Below are 19,770 nucleotides of genomic sequence, written 5' to 3'. Positions count from 1 at the left end.
CGCTTGGCGGAGAGCGCTGAAATATTGGCTCCTTTTCGGTTCAATCTGGTTCCGGGCCGGCTGCGCATTGCGGACTTCGTTTCTGTCCTTTTCCTGTGAGTTTGGGCTATGGCCGCCAAAGTTTGGAGAATGTGATGAGCGATCCGGCAAAGGCATGGGATGGGGAACAGGTGCGCAAATGGCTGGCGCGCCGGTTCGAGGCTGCGAAGCTGGATCAGGCCGCCGCAGACAGGCGCGGGTATGAGGCACAGGACGATTACGACAAGGCAGCGGCCGAGGAGTGGGTCTGTCGGTGCCTGAAGGATGCGGACTGCACAAACGATCAGGCCGCTTTCGCCAAGCGTCTGAAGGAACTGATCGGTCAGGACGAATATCGGGTGACGGGCATCTATGACGACGCCCGGTTCGAGCGGCATGTGCGCGGTCAGCTCAGGAAGCTGGCCAAGATGACCAAGGCCAACGAGGGGTTCGAGAAGACGCTGCGCTATCAGTGAGCCCGGCGCGGCGATACGGCGGGGCGCCCGGCAAGACGCTAGCCATCAATTCCCAGCCCCGTCGCCCCCGCGAAGGCGGGGGCCCCGCTTCTTTGCAACCCCGCGTTTCGCGCCAGGAAGCGGGATCCCCGCCTTCGCGGGGATGACGGGCTTTGGGTCGGATGGCGAGCGGGGGACAATTTTGCCGTGACGGCTGATTTGTCCCCCACCCCTCCTAGTGGGCCGGAGCGATATAGACCGGATTGCCGAGCAGGATCAGTCTGCCGGAGCCATCGCGGACTTCCGCGCGGATCCAGTGTCGTTTGCCGTCGCTGCGCCACGTCATTGCGCCGTCCGTGCCATCGATCCTGCGCGTGAGATCGGGGGCCGCCACGCCGTCGACCAGCAGTGCCAGTGTCCCTTGCGCGACGCCTTCCACTTGCGGCGTGAGGCTGACGTCGCCGCCTGCGGCCACTTCAAGCGTTCCGCCCATGTGGACCGTCTTGCCCTGCGCACTGGCGGCAAGATCGAGCATGCGCCCGCCCGTGCCGTCGATGTCGATGAAGACGCGGCCGGAACGGATGCCCGCCAGGAAGGCGGGGACGGAAAGCTCGTTCATGTAGACGACTGTCGTCGGCGTGCCGACCGGGTTGGGCAGCTTGTCCGCTGGCGGAGCGTCGTGGTTGTCGCTGCCGCCGATGCCGGTGACATGCGCCCCGGTGGCAAGGAGTCGGTCCCACAGGCCGATGCCCTGATTGGGACTGTCCGGCCGACCCGTTTCCGCCATCGTTCCCCCATTGACCACTTCCACCGCGCCGATCGCGCTGGGCGGGACGTCGGGAACCCGCCAGCCGCAGCCCATGCAGTTCTCTCCGCTGGGCGATCCTGCGTGATTGAGCGAAACGATGCCGCCCGCCCGGTTCGCCGCCTCTATCCACTTGCGCGCCTCGGCCCAGCTCGGTGCGGTCATGCGCCAGTCCAGCGGGCCGGTGATGCCGAAGACATTGGCATGGCCGTAGAACGTCGTGATCTCGCGGCCGGGCACGAGCAGCAACTGGTCGAAGGCGGGCTGGAGTTCGCGCAGGGCGTCATATTGCGCGGTGGTATTGTGGTCGGTCACTGCAATGAAATCGAGCCCGCGCGCAGCGGCGGCTTCCAGCGTGCGGTAGACCGGGCAGGGCACCCGCTTGCCGCTCTGGGCGCTGCATTTGCCGTCGCTGTTGCCGGTGTGCATGTGCAGGTCGCCGCGATACCAGCCGGGCTTGTCGCTCAGCGGCGCGTCGGCGAACGAGGTCACGGCGGGGCCGCGTTCGACGAAGATCTCGGCTTTCCACGGGGCCTGCGCGCCGACGCGCAAGTTCGGCACGCCCAGCAGGAGATGCCACTTGCCTGCAGGAAGCGGGCCGGGGAGGTAACCCGGCGTCGCGTCGGCTTCGGCCAGCGTCATGGCGCTGCGCGCACCGCCGCTCCAGCCGCGCAGGCGCTGGGGGTCGATCAGCCCCATGTCGATGGCGGCCTTCTGATCCCTGCCTTCGTAGCTGAAGCGGATCGTCAGCCGCGTCACGCCGGCGGGCAGGGTGAAAGGTAGCTCGCGGTAATGCTCGTGATCGGCGCGCGTCATCGTGCCGGTCAGCGTTGCGAAAGGACGAACGGCCGCGTCTGCGCTGGCCTCATCGGGAGTGGCCGTGGCCGGAACCGCTGCTCCCATGACAAGGAGCAGCGGCAGGACGGAGCGAGCAAGGGCTCTCAAGGCCATCAGAACTTGTACAGGACCGAGGCGCGGAAGTTGCGGCCCAGCAGCGGACGGGCGATGAACACGCTGGCCCCGGCCTCGCCGTTCTGGACTTCGCCCGCGCGGGGATTGCCCTCGGTCAGGCCCAGCGAATTGTTCACGTTGTCGACATAGCCATAGACGGTCAGGCGGTCGTTCACCGCGAAGCTCGCGCTCAGGTTGATGGTGGTATAGGCGGGCAGCTTCACCGAATTGGCGGTATCGACGTAGCGCGCGCCTTCGTATTCCACCGATCCCTGAAGGCGCAGGCGGTTATCCAGCAAGTTGAAGCCCGGCACGACCCGAAGGCTGGTGATCGGCACGCGGATCAGGCGCTTGCCGTCGAAATCGTTTAGCGCACCGGTGTTGTCGGTATAGGTCAGGCCCTTGTAGCGCGGATCCTGAAGCGTCGCCGTGCCGGAGATGTCGAACCACGAGGTGGGACGCAGCGTGCCTTCGAGTTCGAGGCCGAAGGTCTGCGTATCGGCGTAGAGCGTCTGGCTCGTGCTCGAGCCGTTGAGGTCGAAGATGTAGTTGGTGAAGCTGACGTTGTTGTAACGCGTCCAGAAGCCGGTCGCGTAGAATTCGACCAGCGGGCTGGCATACTTGAAGCCGGCTTCGCCAAGGCTCATCGTCTGGATATAGGGCGTGGCGGTGGCGTTGGTGACGTAGTTGCCAAGGCTAGGCAGGCGGTTGGCGTAAGTGTAGCGCGCGAAGACGCCGGAACGGTCGTTGAACTGGTAGTTCACGCCCGCCGTCCACGTGGCATGGCTGAAGGTGTCGTCGTAATTGGCATAGACACCGCTGCCGGTCAGGATGTTCGATGTGGCGAAAGTGCCGAGGTTCACGGTGCTCTTCAGCCCGACGGTCCCCCGGGTATTCATCGTTTCCCACCGCACGCCGGCGTCGATGCGCAGGGCAGGCGTGATCTGCCACTCGTCGGTGAGGTAAAGCGCGTTGGTGGTCTGCTGGCCATGCGCGTCTTCCCACTCGTATCCGTAGCGATAGATGCCGTTGTCGGTGATCGGCGAGATCACCTTGCCGGTGCTGTCGAGCCCGACGAGGTCGAGCAGGCGGGCGTTGTCCTGCACGTCGAGCAGCGCGGTCGAGGAATAGCGGCTGAAGCTCTCGTCAAGGTGCGCGTAATAGTAGCCGAAGGTCACGTTGTGTGTCGTTCCGCCCATGTCGAACTTGTGGGCGATGCGCGTGTCGCTCATGAATTCCTTCACCGGCATGGTGATCCCGCGCAGGCCGCCGACGATGACCAGGCCGTTGCCGTTCTGGTTCGCGGTGTCGAACATCTCGCCGCTGGTGGTGTAGCGCAGCCCCAGCGCGCTTGCGCCGGGCACCAGCGACAGCAGCGACGACGAGGAGTCGAGCAGGCTTTGCGCGGTCTGGATGGAGTTGGGATAGACGCCGTTGCGCTGGGTCCAGGTGTCGTTGTAGCGCATCGCCTCGCTGACGCGCCAGCCGTCGGCCGGTTCGAAATCGAACTTGCCCGAGATCTGCGTGCGCTTGACGTGAGTGCCTTCGGTATTGTCGAAAGTATAAGTGCTCCCGTCACCCTGGATCATCTTGATCAGCTGCGTTTCGGGACCGGCAACAGTACCGGTGTGGCCGCTGAAGCCGTTCACCGCGACAATATTGCCGTCGTTGTCGTAAGTCATCGGAATGCCGGTGTAGAAGATGACCTTGTCATCCATCCGCTTGACGTCGAGACTGAAGTGGCCGTTGCTCCAGTCGCGCGAGAGCGTGGCGCGGATCTGGCCGCCCTGATTGCCGGTAAAGCCCGGATCGCGCACGCCGTCCTCGGCCCGGTAGAAGCCGCCGGCGGCCAGTTTCCAGCCGTCGCCGATCGGGGTGCCGACCCAGAAGTCCGCGCGGTAAAGGCTGTCCGCCCCCACCGACAGCTTCACCAGACCTTCGGGCGTATCGCCCACCTGACGCGGAATGTAGTTCACGGCACCGGCCGGTGCGTTGGAGTAGAACAGCGCCGAGGGACCGCCGCGCACCACTTCGACGCGGTCGATCGTTTCATCGAGGCGGAACGCCTGGTCGGCATTAAGATAACCCAGCGCCGGATCGTGCTGGACGGGCATGCCGTCTTCCAGAAGCTGGATCGAGCCGAAGCCATCCACCGGCACGCCGCGTGCGCGCACGTTGCCGCTGGCCTCGCCGCCCGATGCTTCGACCCAGAAACCGGGGACGGACTTGAGCGATTCCGTGACGCTGGTGGGCGCCTGGAGGCGAAGCTTTTCCTCGTCGATATTGGTGACCGAATAGCTGGTCTGCGCCTTGGTCAGTTCGCCGGTACCGGCGCGGCCGGTGACGATGATTTCGTTGTAGCCGCTCTTGTCTGCATCGGCAGCAGGGGCAGGCGCGGGAGCGGCGTCCTGCGCACGGGCAGGGGCGGCAATCGCCAGAGCAACGAGAGAAGATGTCAGCAGTAACGATCGCATGGAATTACCCCTTAACTCACTGAAACAGCGCCATTCGGAAGAAGCCGAATGGGCCCTTGCACGCGTTTGCCCCGCCGCTTCGCAGGTTCGGGCGAAGCGGTTCGCGGCATTCGAGGGGAGGACGTGGAGGGGATCGCTTTCCGCTAGCGGCGGCAAAAAAATATTTCGTCCGGGCCGGGAGCCGAGTGTCAGCCAGATGTCATATCGCCCCGCTACCCGGACCCCCACGGAGCGCATGAGGGAGTGAACGGGAAGCTATGGCGTGGCTGCGCGACATCGACGTGTGGTTCGCCGATCACGTCTTCCTCCATCGTGACCGTCACCGCCGTTATGCGGCCAGCATCGTGCGTAATGCCGACGATGCGGAAGAACTGGTGCAGGAGGCCTACGCCCGCCTGTTCGCGCTGGATAACTGGCGTTCCATCGCCAATCCCCACGCCTTCACCGTCCGCATCATCCGCAATCTGGCAATCGAGAAGGCACGCCGGGCCGACGTGGTGCGGATCGGCGATGCCGCCTTGCTGCACCGGGCAGAGATCGCGGATGAGCAACCGACGCCCGATGTCGTGGCCGCGGATCGCTCCGAGCTTGACCGCGTTGTCTCCGCCATGCAGGAACTGCCGCCGCGCATGCGTGAGGCGCTCTATCTGCGCAGGGTCGAAGGTTTGCCTCCGCCGCAGGTAGCGGAAAAGATGAACATATCCGTCTCCACAGTGGAGACGCACTTGGTCAAGGGCCTGCGGTTGCTGATTCGTCGCCTCGCGGGGCGAGACGGGCAAAACGGGGCGGAGAATTCGGTTCAATGCGAGGCGACGGACAAGACGGATACTATAAGGAATCGTCGCGAGACGACCTGATCGATCAGGCCGCCGCCTGGCTTGTCGCGCTTGACTGCGGCACGGCTGACGAGACGGCCTTCGAAGTCTGGCGCAATGCCGATCCCCGCCATGCCTCCGCCTTCGCACAAGCAGCCGCAACCTGGCGCCGCACGGCCGATCCCCGCGTTCCGGGGCTTCTGGAAACCTCCGGGCAGACGGAGCTGGCGGCGGAACATGCCTACTATGAGGCCGGATCGCGCGGCGCCGCATCCTCGGCGATGTCGCGCCGCACGGCGCTGAGCGCGGGATTGGCTGCGATGCTTGCGGCGGGCGGGGTCACGGCCTGGCTCGCGGTTCCCCAGCGCGCCTATGCCGAAACCATGGTGGGCGAACGCCGCCAGATCATGCTGCCCGACGGCAGCACGGCCACCCTCAACACCAATTCGCGGATCGGCTGGCACTTCGGCAGCGAACGGTCGATCTGGCTTGAGCGCGGGGAAGCGCTGTTCGATGTCCGGGCAGGGGACAGCGCGCTGCGCCTTCACAGCGATGCGATCGGGGCCGAGCTGACGCCCGGCCGGTTCGGCCTGCGGCTTGAGCCGGATACGGCGCGCCTGATGGTGTTGGCGGGCAGTGCGAAAGTGCAGTCCTACACGATTGGCAGCGGCCACGTGGCCGTGGCACGCGGTAGCGGACTGTCGATCGAGCCGCTGGATCCGCAGGTCGCCGCCGATGCCACGGCATGGGAGGGCGGCCGGATCGTGTTCAACGGCATGACGCTGGGTCAGGCCGTTGCCGAATACAATCGCTACCTGCCCTATTCGATCGTGGTGGCTGAGCCCGCCATTGCATCGACGCGGCTGGGCGGCGAATTCCGGATCAGCCAGCCAGACGATTTCCTGCGTTCATTGGAAGACGGCTTCGGCATCCAGCACCGTTGGCACGATGGCAAGATCCAGCTCGTCTCCGCTCCCTCGCCGACTGGCGGTGGATGACATGAAGCTGTCGCAAGGCCGTTGCACCAGCATGCCCGAATAACACGCGAATCGGGGCGCCAGACAGGCGAACGGGCAGGTCATGTACAAGCGAGCAATGCGCCTGCTGGCGGCGGCCCCTTGCGCCGTGACGGCGCTTGCGTGCACGGTCCAGCCGCTTGCGGCGCGGGAGCAGGAGGCCGTGCAGGGGCCGACGCAAGTACGGACTTTCGACATCCCCGCCGGAAATCTTGCCAGCGCGCTGGATGAATTCGGCCATCAGGCCGGGGTGCAGATTCTTTATCCCTATGCTCAGGCGGCGCGTCTGCGCAGTCCGGGCCTTCACGGGCGAATGCGCGCACGCGCCGCGCTGGATGCCTTGCTGCGCGGACAGCCACTGGCCGTAGCGCGGTTCGAGGCGAGCCTTGTCGTGTTGCGTCCCGCTCCAGCGGGCAAGCTGGCGCCTCCTCCCGCGCCGCCCCGGATTACGCCTCCAGCCCCTCGTCCTGCGGCGCCGCCGCCGGTCACGCCGCCCGAGGACATCGTGGTCACTGGCCGCGCCGTGAATGCGCCGCTGCTGCGGTCCGAGCTGAGCTATGCGCTGACAGATATCGACCACGGCACGGTCATGCGCGAAGGCGCGGTCTCCACGGCGGCCTTGTTCCAACAGATCCCCGGCTTCTGGGTAGAGGCCAGCGGCGGCGAGGCCAGCAACAACGTGCGTGCACGGGGCATACCGACCGACGGCTATTCTTCCGTCGCCATTCTCGAAGACGGCCTGCCGGTCCAGTACGATGGCGGGCTGGGCTATCTCAATACCGATCAGGTCTTCCGCACCGATGCCAGCGTGGAACGGGCCGAAGCCGTGCGCGGCGGGCCATCGGCTGTCTTCGTTCCCAATGCGCCGGGCGGAAGCGTCAATTTCCTCACCCGCAATCCTCTGAAGCATCCCGGTGTGGACCTATCCATGACCGGCGGAAGCTTTGGCTATGCCCGTATCGATGGCTATGCGGGCGTGCGACTGGGACCCAACCTCGGCCTCGGGCTTGGAGGTTTCTACCGAACCGACGCGGGCCCGCGCGATCCGGGCTACAACGCGGACCGGGGCGGGCAATTGCGGGCATCGCTCGCCTACGACGACGGCCGCCTGAAAATCGATGCCAACGTCAAGCATCTGGACGACAGGGTTATCCTTTACCTCCCGGTGCCGCTGCAATTCGGCGCCAACGGGCGGGTGGAGCCGATCCACGGTTTCGATCCGCTGCGTGATACGCTGGCAGGGCCGGACAATGTCCACGTCGCGTTCCTGACCCCGCAGGGGCCGCAGGATTTCGACCTGTCACAGGGCACGACCAGCCGCATCACCTTCTATTCGCTCAGTGCGCGCCTCGCCCTTGGCAGTCGCAGTGCGATCGAACTGCGGACGCGGTTGCGGACCGGTACGACGCGGCGCAGCGGCCTCTTTCCCATCGGCCGCCCCACCACGGCAGAGGATTACATCGCCAGCGCCATGGGCAGACTGCGCGCGGCGTGGCCCGACACGACCGCCGCCAGAATCCAGTATGCCGACGATGGCGCGGCTTTCACCAATGCTAGCAACGGCAACGGACTGGTCGTCGGCGCGAACCTGATGGCGGTGCAGATGCCGCTGCGCGAAGGCATGGCGGATGCGCGCTTCACGACCGCCTTCGAACTGGCCGGACACCACGATCTGGCCATCGGCACGACATTCGATGCCATGGACATGAAGTTCGACCGGCAGACGGGTACGGTTCTGCTGGACGTTCGCGGACAGGCGCGGAGGCTTGACGTGCTGGCACTGGATTCTGCCGGACAAGTTCTGGGCGCGCTGACCGACAACGGCTTCGTGCGCTATGGCTCGCTCTACAATTCCGCGACGCTGAATTCGCGGAACGTGGCGATCTATGGGGCGGACGAGTGGAAGCTCGCGCCGGACTGGCGGCTGGATTTCGGCGCGCGGTGGGAGCATGTGCGGATCGGCGGCGGGACGGAGGAAACGACCACCGTGGATCTGGGCGATGCGGCAACGCTGGCAGACGACGCCGTGCTGACCGGAACCGGGGTGATCGATCCGGTGGGCAAATCCTATTCGGGCCTGAGCTGGACACTCGCGGCGAACTATCGGCCCGCACCCGGCGTCGGCACGTTCGCACGCTTTACCCGCACCCTGCGCCTGCCCGCGCCGACCGATTTCACGGACAATGCCCAAGGCACCGATCTCGCACCGGTGCCGATCACGATGGCCGAAGCCGGTCTGACGCTGGAGCGCCGGAGCTGGAACCTGACGGCAGTGGCATTCCGTTCCCACTTCGCGAGATTGCCGTTCACGGACTATCGCTTCGATACCGCGAGCAATGCCTACATTGAGCAGACCTCGATCGCCGATACGACCACCTGGGGGCTGGAACTGAGCGGCCAGGCCCGCCTTGCCGGGCCGCTGCGCCTCGATTGGCAGGCAACGTTGCAGGATCCGCGCTATCACAACTTTCGCTACACGCAGCTGGACGAAAACGGCAATGGCTCGCCGGAAGATGCGGATGGCCATCAACTGATCCGCGTGCCGCGCCTGTCGCTTCGTGCCAGCCCGAGCCTGGACCTGTTTGGCGGAAAGATGACTTTTGCGATGGATTTCCTGCGGTTTTCGCAGCGTTTTTCGGACGTGGTCAACACCCAGCGGCTACCGGCCTACTCCATGATAAACGCCCGCATCCGCGCGGCACTGCCCAATCGTTTCGAACTGAGCGTGCAGTTCAGCAACATCACGAATTCGCTCGGCCTGACCGAAGGAAACCCGCGAGTGGGCTCGTTCGATGCGGGCGGAAGCACGGGATATTTCCTTGCCCGGCCCGAATTCGCCCGCGCGGCGCGCATGACGCTGGCATGGCGCTATTAGGCCGCAAACTCATAAGCGGCGCCATTTGGGCGCCTCAACCGTCGTTCGCACGCATCTGGTCGGCGGCGGCAAAATGCGCGATCTGATCGGCTTTGGCTTTCAGGAAAGCGGGACGGCTGACGATGCGGTCGACATAGGCCTTCGTCGCGGGACGATCGCCATGTGCGCGGACATCGGGCACGCGCAATACGTCCGCCATGATAAGGTCGGCGACGGTGAAGCGACCGGCCGCCAACCAGTCCCGTTCGCTCAATTCCCGCTCGATATGGGCAAGCCTGCGCTCCAGCCATGGCGTCAGGCGGTTTTCGGTTTCGCCCGATATCTTCAGGAACCACCACGGCACGCTGACCATCTCGATCGAATTGAGCGCAGCGATGACCCACTGAAGCGTCTCGCCCTCACTCACGGGATCGCGCGGCATCAATCTGTCGCTTCGACGTGCCAGATGCAGCAGACAGGCGCCGCTCTCGAACAAGCGGACGTCACCGTCGGTCAGGAACGGCACTTGTCCGAAGGGCTGTCGGTCCAGATGATTGGTTTCGCGATTTTCGAAAGGGACGGTGCAAACGTCGTAAGGCAGGCCCGCTTCCTCTGCCGCCCATCGGAGACGCATGTCGCGCACGAACCCGCGCGGGCCGTTGGGTACCCAATCGAATGTCCAGATTACAAGCTTGTCGGACACAGCGCGGACCCCTTGCTGGCGGTTGTACCGGTGTAACGCCGCTGCCTTGCCAAAGTTCGGCCAGATTCTTGAGGAGGCCCGGTGACGGCACGTCACCGGGCCTCGACATCTGAACTAGGCCGGGAGCGGCGCGGCCGGATCCACCAGCGCGGCGGCGCGCAGTTCCTGCCAGAAGTCGGCCGGGACAACCTCTTCCAGCGCGGCGCGATCCTCGGCAATGCGGCCCGGTCGGCTCGCGCCGGGGATCACGGCCGCGACCGCCGGATTGGCAAGCGAGAACTGGAGCCCCGCCGCCTTCATGCTGACGCCGTAGCGGTCGGCAATCGCCTTGATCCGGGCGACCTTGTCGAGGATGGCGGGCGTCGCCGGCGCATATTCGAAATTGGGACCGCCCACGAGCGCGCCCGAGCTGTAGGGGCCGCCCACCACGATCCCCAAACCGCGCTCCGCCACCATCGGCATCACCCGCTGAAGCGCCTGACCGTGATCGAGCAGCGTATAGCGGCCCGCGAGCAGGAAAGCGTCGGGGCGAGGTTCGTTCAGACCGAGCAGCAGCTCGATCGGTTCGACTTTGTTGACGCCCAGACCCCAGGCCTTGATCGTGCCTTCGTCGCGCAGCCGGTCGAGCGCCTTGAAGGCACCGTTTCGCGCTTCCTCGAACTTCTCCAGCCAGGCATCGCCCCAGAAATCCTGGGCGAGGTCGTGGACGAAGGCGATCTCGATATGGTCGGTGCGCAGGCGCTTGAGGCTGCCCTCGATCGAGCGCAGGGTGGCGTCATAGGAATAGTCGTTGACGACGCGGTTGGCGCGGCCATGCGCGAATACCCCGGCCTTTTCGCCCTGTTCGCGCGCGCTGATATCTTCCAGCTCGTCGAGAATGATGCGGCCGACCTTGGTGCTGATCACGTACTGGTCGCGCGGCTTGCCTGCGAGCGCTTCACCCATGCGCAATTCGGCGAGCCCGGCGCCATAGAGCGGCGCGTTGTCGTAATAGCGAATGCCGTCGTTCCAGGCGGCTTCGACCGTGGCGAGGGCTTCGTCCTCGGGAATGTCGCGGAACATGTTGCCCAGCGGGGCGGCGCCGAAGCCGAGCTTGCCGGGAAGAATGTCTTTCAGGGCCATCGTCGGGATTCCTTTGTGTCAGGAGACTGTCAGGGGATCGAGCGTCCATGCCGCGCGCTCGGCGAGATCGTTGATCTGGGAGAGATAGTTCTGGAAATGCGGGCTGGCGCGGTGCGATTCCACTGCCGCCTGGTTGGCATAGAGTTCGTCCAGCAGGAGCCGGTCGGGCTGGGCCTGATCGACCCAGAGATCGTAGCGCAGATTGCCGGGTTCGGCGCGGCTCGGCGCGATCATGCCATCCAGCAGCGCGCGCAGTGCTTCCGCTTTGCCGGGCCTGGCGACAAGGGTCGCCACGATCTTGACGGTATCGGTCATCGGTCTTGTTCCTGTGCTTTCCAGCCATCCGGCGGGGCGCGTGCGAAGCGCCCCGCCGGTCATGCGCGTCCTCATGCATTCGCCCGATCGAGCGCCGCGATCAAGGCTTCCGCAATCGGGTGATCCGAGCTGGGGTTCTGCCCGGTAATCAACTCGCGGTCGACGACGACGTGGGGCGCAAAGTCGATATCGGTCACGATGACCTCGCCGCCGGCATCGTGCAGCGCCTGCGGCATGTCGAAGTACATCTTGGCGTGGAGGATCTGCTCCTCGACATATTTCTCCTCCGATGCGGAGAAGATCGTCATCCGATAGCCGGCATAGGGCCAGTCGGCCGCGATGTCCTTTGCCTTGGCGTCATCACCGGCGATCAGCGCGGCGCGGAAGGCCGGGGCATTCTCCATCGCCGATACGAGGGTAATCGGGCCGTGGCAGAGCAGGGCGGTCGGCTTGGCGGCGGCATGGAAATGGCGCAGGATCGCGCCGGCATCGGCATCCTGCATCAGATCAACGACGGGCGCCTGACCACCGGGCACGAACACGCCGGCAAATTGGTCAAGGCCATCGTCGATCACCGCGCGCAGGGTGCTGACCCGGTTCATCGATGGATCACTGGCATAGAAGGCTTTGGCCCGCTCGTAGGCGGCAACGTCGTTCCCGAAATGCGCCGGGGCATCGGACGCAGGATCGATGGTTGGCTTGGCGCCGGTCGGCGTCGCCAGCACGACCTCGTAACCGGCCGCAATCAAGGCCATCGCGGGCACGACGGTTTCGTTGAGATATTGTCCGGTCGGACCAAAACCGCCTTGAACTTCGATCTGCGTGGCATTGGAGCCGAGCACGAGCACTTTACCCTTGGTCATCTGAACCTCCTTCGGATCGCAGTCGGGCGGTGATCCGCCGACAACCGGAAAATGGCCTATGCGCACTCATTCCAGAACTTTATTTCTTGGATTTAAGATATATCGATGAGATAATATCTGATGCGGTACGATCTCAACCTGTTGCCCATATTCGTCGCACTGATGGAGGAGCGCAGCGTCACCCGTGCCGCCGAGCGACTGGGCATGACCCAGCCCGCACTCTCCAACGCGCTCGGGCGGCTGCGCCTGATGTTACAGGACCAGCTCTTCGTGCGCGAGCGCTACGGCATCCAGCCAACCCCGATTGCGCTCGAACTGGCGCCGGGGATCGCCGATGCGCTCGCGCGGCTTGACGACGCGGTGCTTGGCCAGCAGGATTTCGATCCTGCAAGCGCCGAGCGGCTCTTCACCATCGCCCCGAACGGCTATGTGGAGTTTGCGCTGATGCCCGCCATTGTCGCGAAGCTGGCCGCGGAAGCGCCGGGCATCAGGCTGCGTCTCACGCCCTACGGCAACGACCTGACAGAGACCGGCGTGGTTTCCGGAACGACTGCGATGGTGGTGGGGCGCATTGTCGATCCGCCGGACAATCTGGTGGTGCAGCATCTCATGGACGAGCACCTGGAATGCGTGCTGCGCGCCGACCATCCCGAGATCGGCGACACCATCTCGCGCGAGCAGTTCGAATGCCTGCGCCACGTCAATGTCATGCCGCCGGGCCGCATCCGTGCCGGCGTGTTTCAGGCGCTGGCGCAGCAGCAGCTGAAGCGCGATGTGGCCATCTCCGTCACCAATTTCTTCGCGGTGGCCGAGATGGTTGCCGTCACTGACTATTGCACCACATTGCCCCGGCTGATCTGCCGCCGGCTCGAACATGATCCCCGGCTGAAGGTGCTTCCGGCTCCAACCGATCTCGGCACTTTCCCGGTCGAGATGGCGTGGCATGTGCGCTACCGCCACGATCCCGCGCATCGTTGGCTGCGTGCGCTGGTTGCGGATGTCGTGAGGCAGGTGGGCGCCTGAACCGGACCGGTTCAGGCGATCATTGCAATTCTGCGTCCGGACCGTGCGCGATAAATTCGTCGGACAACTCGCTTATGCGGCCGAGGATCGTCGCTTCCATCTTGCGGTTGAACGAGCCCAGATAGCGCAATCGGCGCAGCGTTTCGCCTTCCGATATCCCGCGGGCGCGTTCTTCGATCAGTCGCCCCAGATCGCCCATCAACGCGGCCTGCGCGGCGATAAAGCCCGAATAGGAAGTGGAGGCGCCGTAGCGGATGCGCTTGCTGCCGGGCTCGCTGTGGCGACGGGCGAGGCCGAACTGTTCCAGCGCGCGGGCGGCGACACTGGCGCTGCTCTTGGCCATGCCGAGCGTCGCCGTGACCGCGTCGAGCGATACCGGCTCGTCGCAGAGCAGCAGGTAGGCATAGAGGTGGGCCACGCTCGGCTGCATCCCCCACGGCACCAACAAGGCCGCGAGGTCCTCGACGAAGCGGCGCTGATCTAGCGAGAGTTCGGTCTTTGACATATTCGGCATTTACCGAATATAGATGCCAGACAGACTCGTGGCAAGGCGAAGCGGGCGGTCATCGAATGGGAGCAGGATATGCTTGAAGCCATATCTATCATTGCCGAAGCCGAGGACTCGGTGGGCATTGCCGACAGCGACCGGGGCGTCCGGGAAAATCTCCAGCGCCTTGTCGCATCGCTGCAAGCCAATTTCCCCATGTCGGCCGAAGGCGAGGCCAAAGTCCGTGCCATGCTGCTGTGCGATTCCGTCAATCGGCTGGAGAGCCTGAAATGGGTTCGCGACTACCCGGAAATCGTTGACGAGGTGATCGAGGCGCCGGTTTTCCTCATGGGCCTGCCGCGATCGGGCACGACCTATTTCCAATATCTGTTCGACCGCGATCCTCGTTTTCGCCTGATCCGCACGTGGGAATCGAGCATGCCTTCGCCGCCGCCGGGGTTCGATCCAGCCTCGGTGGAGAAACGACGCGCGGCATGGCGGGAACTGCAAAAGGCGCATGGCCGGCCGGAGGCCTTTGCCGCGCTGCATCTCTACGATGACGGTGGTTCCGACGAATGCCATGCCTTCCTGGAACAAAGCTATGGCGCGGCGGGATTGCACAACCTCTACCGCGTGCCCGACTATTTCGACTGGCTGATGGACGGGCTCGATCTGGTCGAGACCTATCGCGTCCACAAACGCCAGCTTCAGTGCCTGCAATGGCGCTCCGAAGCCCGGCCATGGGCGCTGAAGTACCCGAACCATGTCATCGCCATGGACGCGATACTGGCAGTCTATCCGGATGCGCGCTTCGTGATGACGCATCGCGACCCGGCGCAAGTGGTCGCCTCCATCGCCAAGATGAGCTGGAACTTGCGCTCCAGTCGCGCGGCGGCGCCTGTCGACAGGCAGGAGGTCGGCCGCGACATGCTGCACTTTATCGAGCGGCATATCGACCGGATCTTGGAGTTCGACCGGGGACCGCATGGCGACCGGGTCGTGCATGTCGATTACTATGCGCTGATTGCGGACCCGGTGGCGGAAATGCGCCGCATCCATGGCGGTCTTGGCATCGACACGCCCGACGATGTCGCCAAGGCGGTAAGGGACTGGCATGCCGCCAATCCCAAGAACGCGCGCGGCGCCAACAACTATAGCCTCGCGCAATATGGTCTGGACGCCGACGTCGTCCGGTCTCGTTTCGATGGCTATGTCGGCCGCTTCGCCATTCCGCGTGAGAGCGAGGGCCTGGCCCGCATCGGCGCGGCGGCATGAGCATGGGCTGGGAAACGCTGAACGCAGCCGTCGAGGATGCTCGTGCCCTGATCGCGGCCGAGGCGCCCGACGCCGAAGTCGCCGCCGAGGGCGAGGCCTATGTCACGAGGATGGTGGCGGCCGGACTGGGCGGCGCGTTGCTCGGACATCTGTTCAGGGAAGGGGGACTGACGCGCGCGCTGCCGGTCCATGGCGGGCCCAATCCCGACTATATCATGCTCCACAGCGGGATCGATGCGGCCGGTCGTTACCGGATCGAAGGGCGGCTGAACGGGTCGGAACGCGTCGGCATCGGCGTCTATACGATCGGGCCGAACGGAGCGCCTTTGATCGCCGGCTATACTGCCTTCGATAGCGGGAACTGCGCCCCTGATGGAGCTTTCGCCCTGACTTTGGCAGCCGATGCCGGTGAGGCAGGCGGTCTCGCCATTCCGCCCGGCGCGCGGATACTGATGGTGCGTATCCTGCACCGCGGCACCAGTGATCCCGCCCGCATCACTCTGACCGGCGGTCACGCCGCCGCCGGGCCGACGCTGATGGGTGGCAGCAATGACGGTGCGCTGGTCCATGTCGCGAAGTTGCTCCGCGCGAATGTGCGCGAATATCTGAAATGGATGGCCGCGGCGCGCGATCTACCCAACCGCCTCGACAACGCGCCGCCCGCGCTTGCGGAAACGGTGCAAGGCGATGCCGATACCCGGTATTTCCTCGGCGGATTCGATCTGGCCGAAGGTGAATGGCTGGAGGTCGTGATGCCGCCCGGCATCACCGGCTATTGGTCGCTCCACGTTTACAATTTCTGGTACGAGCATCTCCAGACGCCGGGTGTTCATGACGGCAATGCCGTTCTCGATGACGACGGCCATGTCCGTATTGCGGTCGGTCCCGCCGTGCCCGCAGGGGCAAGCAATCGCATCGACACGGTGGGCCGCCGCAAGGGGGCATTCGTGTGCAGGATTGTCGGAAATCTCGGCGCAATTGGCCGGCCGGAAACGCGGCTGCATCGCTCGGACGGCACCGTCTTGCCGTGAAAGGGGCCGCCGATTGTTGTTCGGCGGCTCCCCATTGAAACCGCGCAAGTCCGCTTTTTGGTAAGCGGGCCGCTTACAGTTGCGTCAGGTCGATTGCCCCGTTGCGATCGAGCCAGTTGTCCGCCGGCGGCAGGGGATACTTCAAGCCGGTCGCGCAATTGAACAGGACGGCGCGTTCCTCGGCATCCACGATCCCGTCGCGAACGGCCTGATTGTACGCAGCCAGCACCGCGCCGCCTTCCGGACAGAGCAGCAATCCGTCCTTCCGCGCGGCTTCGTCAACTGCTGCGAGGATGGCCGGATCGCCGACGGCCAATGCCCGGCCGCCCGACTCCCGCACCGCGCGCAGGATCAGGAAATCGCCGACTGCCTTGGGCACGCGGATACCTGCCGCAACGGTTGCCGCGTCTTCCCAGCGTTCGGCAAACTCCACGCCGGCATCGAATGCGCGAACGATCGGTGCGCAACCCGCCGCCTGCACTGCATACATGCGCGGCCGCTTGGAGCCGATCCATCCAAGGCGCTCCAGCTCGTCGAAGGCTTTCCACATGCCGATCAGCCCGGTGCCGCCGCCGGTGGGGTAGAAGATCGCATCCGGCAGTTCCCATTCGAGCTGGGCGGCGAGTTCGAGGCCCATCGTCTTCTTGCCCTCGATGCGATAGGGCTCCTTCAGCGTAGAGAAATCGAACCAGAGCCCTTCGGCGGCACCCTTGCCGACGATCGCGCCGCACTCATCGATCTGGCCGTTCACACGCCATACCCGCGCGCCCTGCTGGGCGATTTCGCGGACGTTCACTTCGGGCGTTTCCTCGGGACAGAGCACGACCGTTTCGATACCGCAGCGAGAGGCGTAGGCGGCCAGCGCCGCGCCGGCATTGCCGTTGGTGGGCATCGCGATGCGCGTAACGCCCAGTTCGCGCGCCATCGTCACGGCCATGACCAGACCGCGTGCCTTGAACGAGCCGGTCGGCAGTCGCCCCTCATCCTTGACGAGGACATTGCGCCCGCCCGAGCGCGGGATCGGTATGAGCGGCGTCTCGATCTCGCCCAGAGAAACGATGCTTTGCGTCTTGCGTACGGGAAGCAGCTCGCGCCAGCGCCACAAGTCGGTTTCGCGTGCCTCGATCGTCTGGCGCTGGATCGACTGCTTCAATCCGTCCAGATCGTAGCGCACGAGCAGCGGCCGCCCGGCCCACGACAGGCGGTGAAGCTGGTCTGCCTCATAGCGCTCGCCCGTGAGCGAGCATTCCAGATGGGTGACGAAAGTCTGGCGGTCTTCGCTCAGATTGTGGTTCACAAAGTGATTGCGGTTCATAAGGCCTCGATGTGGAACGCGCGGCACGCGCGGCCACCGAAGTCGGTAACGCGATGGCAGTGTGCAGCGGTGAGAGCGGGAGAATAGAGGGAGTTCGTCAGGCGGCAACTAGGGATTGACCGCCTGGTCGGGGCGGCTTCCGCGCGTGCCTCAACCCGCCCGCAGATGCCGACCGAGATCGCGGCGCGCCCACATATTCAAAAGCGATATGGTGATCTTCAACTGCACGCGCGCGGTTTCATTCGCCGTGAAGATCGGGTCGTAGCGGTCGGCGGCGGCTCCGGGATCGGGGACTTCGCGCAGGATGGCTGGCGGGGCGGTCGTCATATGCAGGGCCGACATCATCACGTGCATTTCCAGATGCCGCGTCAGCTCGCGTTGATCGAGAATGGGTCCTCCGGCGCGCGCATATTCGGCGATGAACAGCGCCAGCAAATCGTCAAGATACCGATCGTGCGTTTCGGGTTCGGCGGCACCGATGCAGCCCCAGATCGATGACGCCACGGACATCTGTCCGACGCTGCCCCAATCGATCAGCCCGGATTTGAGCGTGCCATCCGGTTCCCGCCAGAACCACGCGTTGTCGATGTTCGCGTTCATGTGGCAGAGCGCGATCATATCGGGCTGCGAATAGAGGAACCGCCAAATGTCCTCCTGCTGCTCGGCCGCCAGCAGCGCGTCGGCGCAGAAGCCGTTGAGGAACGCGCGATCGGCGATGTGTGGCGGCACAAGATGCGGATATTGCAGAATGAATTCTGCCAACCGGTTGATCCGCTTGGCAAGCAGCGGCGCCTCGAAGCGCGGTCGGCGTGCGATGAGCATGTCCAGATCGAGCGGGAAATGGCGCGCCACGGCGTCCCCAAGCCGGCCCGATTTATGCGTGCCCGACAGCCGCGCCAGATTGGCGACCAGCGCGCGGTAATGCGCGAGCGGCTCGGGCAGGATCTGGTCCATGCATTTGGGGTAATGCGGCTCGACGGCACCCTGACCGTACGGAATGCGCTCGGTGATGATGATGCCGGTGAGCGTCTCCTGCTGGATGTCCGCATAGAAGCATTTCGGCACGGCGACCGGGAAATCCGGATCTCGGGACAAGTTCGCGAGCCGCACTTCCGGCGGCATGTGATGGCGACCGCTATCGCGTACCTTGTCCTGAAAATTGCGCGAGAACTTCACGAACAGATCGCGCGGCAAGTCCGCGGCGTCATGTTCATAAGCCACCGACAGCAGCGCTTTGATACCGGTCCCGCCCAGCATCCACTCGTCGAGGCGCGTGATATGCGTGACGCTGTTGTCCTTGCCGAGGGCCCCGCTTGCGCGGAAGGCCCGCGTCAGGAACTCGGGCCCACCGAATTTCAGCGCTTCAGGATGCGCGGGAAAGTCCAGGTCGAAGATATCGCCTCGCGCCCAGTCCATGATGGTCATCTCGGTCATGGAGCAGGGCTAGCGCGGGATGCGACGTGGGCGCAAGCGAGGCCGCTCCGAAATCATGCTGTCTGGCGCCTCATCAGATAGACATCCATGATCCAGCCGTTCTGTTGCCGCAAGCGAGGTTTGGCCTCGGCGATCATCGGCCCGGCCTCACTTAGCGGACCGGATATCAGCGCCTCGTTCGCCATGCCCAGATAGGCCCCCCACCAGATATGGATGTCCCGATCCGCCAGAGCCTCGAACGCGCAGCCTTGGTCCAGCATGACCACGAGCGTCTCGGCGCCCTCCGGCCAGCCATGCGCGCGCAGCAGCCGCCCCGTGGTGATGGTCACCGGACGGGCGAGTCCATTCAGCGGGATCCCGTGCGCGGCGGTCAGCGCCTGGATGCTGGTGATGCCCGGTACCACCCGGACGGCGATCTCCAGTCCGCCCAGCCGTAGCCGTTCGGCGATGCGCAGGGTGCTGTCGTAGAGCGACGGATCACCCCAGACGAGCAGAGCCAGCTTGCCGCCATGGGGGAGGTGCACGGCCATCTGGTGCATCCACGCATCGGCAATCGCGTCGTGCCATGCATTGACTGCATCCACATAATCGCCGCCACTATCGCGCGTGGGGAGATCGAATTCGGCCATGCGCGTCTGCCCGGTCAGGACGGCGTCGCAGATGCTCTTGCGCAAGTCGAGCAGGTCGGACTTGTAGCTGCCCTTGCGCGGTAGCAGGATCAGGTCGGCCTCGTTCATCGCCCGTGCCGCCTGCCGCGTCAGGTGGTCGGGATTGCCGGTGCCGATGCCGATAAGGCTCAATTCGATCATGGGCG

Annotated in this window: 17 protein-coding genes; 7 read left to right on the top strand and 10 right to left on the bottom strand. The window is 64.8% G+C overall.

Going from position 1 to position 19,770, the window contains the following annotated elements; genetic code table 11:
* Positions 1–134: 134 nt before the first annotated feature.
* Entirely contained in the window at positions 135–494 is a 360-nt protein-coding gene (locus EDF56_RS21120; protein WP_132391240.1) for a hypothetical protein, read from the top strand.
* A 214-nt stretch (positions 495–708) separates the two neighbouring features.
* Here EDF56_RS21120 and EDF56_RS21115 read toward each other — a convergent pair whose 3' ends face one another.
* Entirely contained in the window at positions 709–2,229 is a 1,521-nt protein-coding gene (locus EDF56_RS21115; RefSeq protein ID WP_243652750.1) for a CehA/McbA family metallohydrolase, read from the bottom strand.
* A complete protein-coding gene (locus EDF56_RS21110) occupies positions 2,229–4,703 on the bottom strand; it encodes a TonB-dependent receptor (RefSeq protein ID WP_207904835.1) in 2,475 nt (824 codons plus the stop codon). Before EDF56_RS21110 ends, EDF56_RS21115 begins: the two co-directional genes overlap by 1 nt.
* 257 nt (positions 4,704–4,960) lie before the next feature.
* Here EDF56_RS21110 and EDF56_RS21105 point away from each other — a divergent pair, with 257 nt between their 5' ends.
* From EDF56_RS21105 to EDF56_RS21095, 3 genes are all read left to right on the top strand, one after another.
* A complete protein-coding gene (locus EDF56_RS21105) occupies positions 4,961–5,560 on the top strand; it encodes an RNA polymerase sigma factor (protein ID WP_132391236.1) in 600 nt (199 codons plus the stop codon).
* On the top strand, positions 5,506–6,516 hold the full coding sequence (locus EDF56_RS21100; protein ID WP_132391234.1) for a FecR domain-containing protein: 1,011 nt from the start codon (positions 5,506–5,508) through the stop codon (positions 6,514–6,516). Before EDF56_RS21105 ends, EDF56_RS21100 begins: the two co-directional genes overlap by 55 nt.
* Before the next feature lie 82 nt (positions 6,517–6,598).
* The gene (locus EDF56_RS21095) at positions 6,599–9,409 is read left to right on the top strand and encodes a TonB-dependent receptor (protein WP_132391232.1); all 2,811 of its coding nucleotides are present in this window, start codon (positions 6,599–6,601) and stop codon (positions 9,407–9,409) included.
* Positions 9,410–9,443: 34 nt separating this feature from the next.
* Here the strand turns inward: EDF56_RS21095 and EDF56_RS21090 are convergent, their stop codons facing one another.
* From EDF56_RS21090 to EDF56_RS21075, 4 genes are all read right to left on the bottom strand, one after another.
* Positions 9,444–10,091, bottom strand: a complete 648-nt coding sequence (locus EDF56_RS21090; RefSeq protein WP_243652749.1) for a glutathione S-transferase family protein — start codon at positions 10,089–10,091, stop codon at positions 9,444–9,446.
* A 114-nt stretch (positions 10,092–10,205) separates the two neighbouring features.
* Positions 10,206–11,213 carry an aldo/keto reductase gene (locus EDF56_RS21085; RefSeq protein WP_132391230.1) on the bottom strand — a complete coding sequence of 336 codons (1,008 nt, stop codon included), beginning with the start codon at positions 11,211–11,213 and terminating at the stop codon, positions 10,206–10,208.
* Between the two features lie 18 nt (positions 11,214–11,231).
* Positions 11,232–11,528, bottom strand: coding sequence for a putative quinol monooxygenase (locus tag EDF56_RS21080; protein WP_132391229.1), 297 nt, complete (start codon positions 11,526–11,528; stop codon positions 11,232–11,234).
* A 71-nt stretch (positions 11,529–11,599) separates the two neighbouring features.
* The gene (locus EDF56_RS21075) at positions 11,600–12,391 is read right to left on the bottom strand and encodes a type 1 glutamine amidotransferase domain-containing protein (protein WP_132391227.1); all 792 of its coding nucleotides are present in this window, start codon (positions 12,389–12,391) and stop codon (positions 11,600–11,602) included.
* A 120-nt stretch (positions 12,392–12,511) separates the two neighbouring features.
* On the opposite strand from EDF56_RS21075, the gene EDF56_RS21070 reads away from it, so the two are divergent.
* Entirely contained in the window at positions 12,512–13,414 is a 903-nt protein-coding gene (locus EDF56_RS21070) for a LysR family transcriptional regulator (protein ID WP_132391225.1), read from the top strand.
* A gap of 19 nt (positions 13,415–13,433) precedes the next feature.
* Here the strand turns inward: EDF56_RS21070 and EDF56_RS21065 are convergent, their stop codons facing one another.
* The gene (locus EDF56_RS21065; protein WP_165912302.1) at positions 13,434–13,928 is read right to left on the bottom strand and encodes a hypothetical protein; all 495 of its coding nucleotides are present in this window, start codon (positions 13,926–13,928) and stop codon (positions 13,434–13,436) included.
* A 69-nt stretch (positions 13,929–13,997) separates the two neighbouring features.
* On the opposite strand from EDF56_RS21065, the gene EDF56_RS21060 reads away from it, so the two are divergent.
* Together EDF56_RS21060 and EDF56_RS21055 are read left to right on the top strand one after the other, a co-directional pair.
* A complete protein-coding gene (locus EDF56_RS21060) occupies positions 13,998–15,176 on the top strand; it encodes a sulfotransferase (RefSeq protein ID WP_132391221.1) in 1,179 nt (392 codons plus the stop codon).
* A complete protein-coding gene (locus tag EDF56_RS21055) occupies positions 15,173–16,207 on the top strand; it encodes a hypothetical protein (protein WP_132391219.1) in 1,035 nt (344 codons plus the stop codon). The genes EDF56_RS21060 and EDF56_RS21055 overlap by 4 nt, the downstream gene beginning before the upstream one ends.
* A 73-nt stretch (positions 16,208–16,280) precedes the next feature.
* Here the strand turns inward: EDF56_RS21055 and EDF56_RS21050 are convergent, their stop codons facing one another.
* The 3 genes from EDF56_RS21050 to cobF all read right to left on the bottom strand — a co-directional run bounded on the left by EDF56_RS21050 (position 16,281) and on the right by cobF (position 19,765).
* Positions 16,281–17,522 carry a threonine synthase gene (locus EDF56_RS21050; RefSeq protein ID WP_243652748.1) on the bottom strand — a complete coding sequence of 414 codons (1,242 nt, stop codon included), beginning with the start codon at positions 17,520–17,522 and terminating at the stop codon, positions 16,281–16,283.
* Between the two features lie 150 nt (positions 17,523–17,672).
* Positions 17,673–18,956, bottom strand: coding sequence for a hypothetical protein (locus EDF56_RS21045; RefSeq protein WP_132391217.1), 1,284 nt, complete (start codon positions 18,954–18,956; stop codon positions 17,673–17,675).
* Positions 18,957–19,009: 53 nt separating this feature from the next.
* The gene (gene cobF / locus EDF56_RS21040; protein WP_132391215.1) at positions 19,010–19,765 is read right to left on the bottom strand and encodes a precorrin-6A synthase (deacetylating); all 756 of its coding nucleotides are present in this window, start codon (positions 19,763–19,765) and stop codon (positions 19,010–19,012) included.
* Positions 19,766–19,770 lie beyond the last annotated feature (5 nt).

It is taken from the genome of Novosphingobium sp. PhB165 (assembly GCF_004341845.1).
Classification (GTDB): domain Bacteria; phylum Pseudomonadota; class Alphaproteobacteria; order Sphingomonadales; family Sphingomonadaceae; genus Novosphingobium.
Note: the sequence above shows the minus strand (reverse complement) of the source record. Positions and strands in the feature narration are given on the sequence as shown.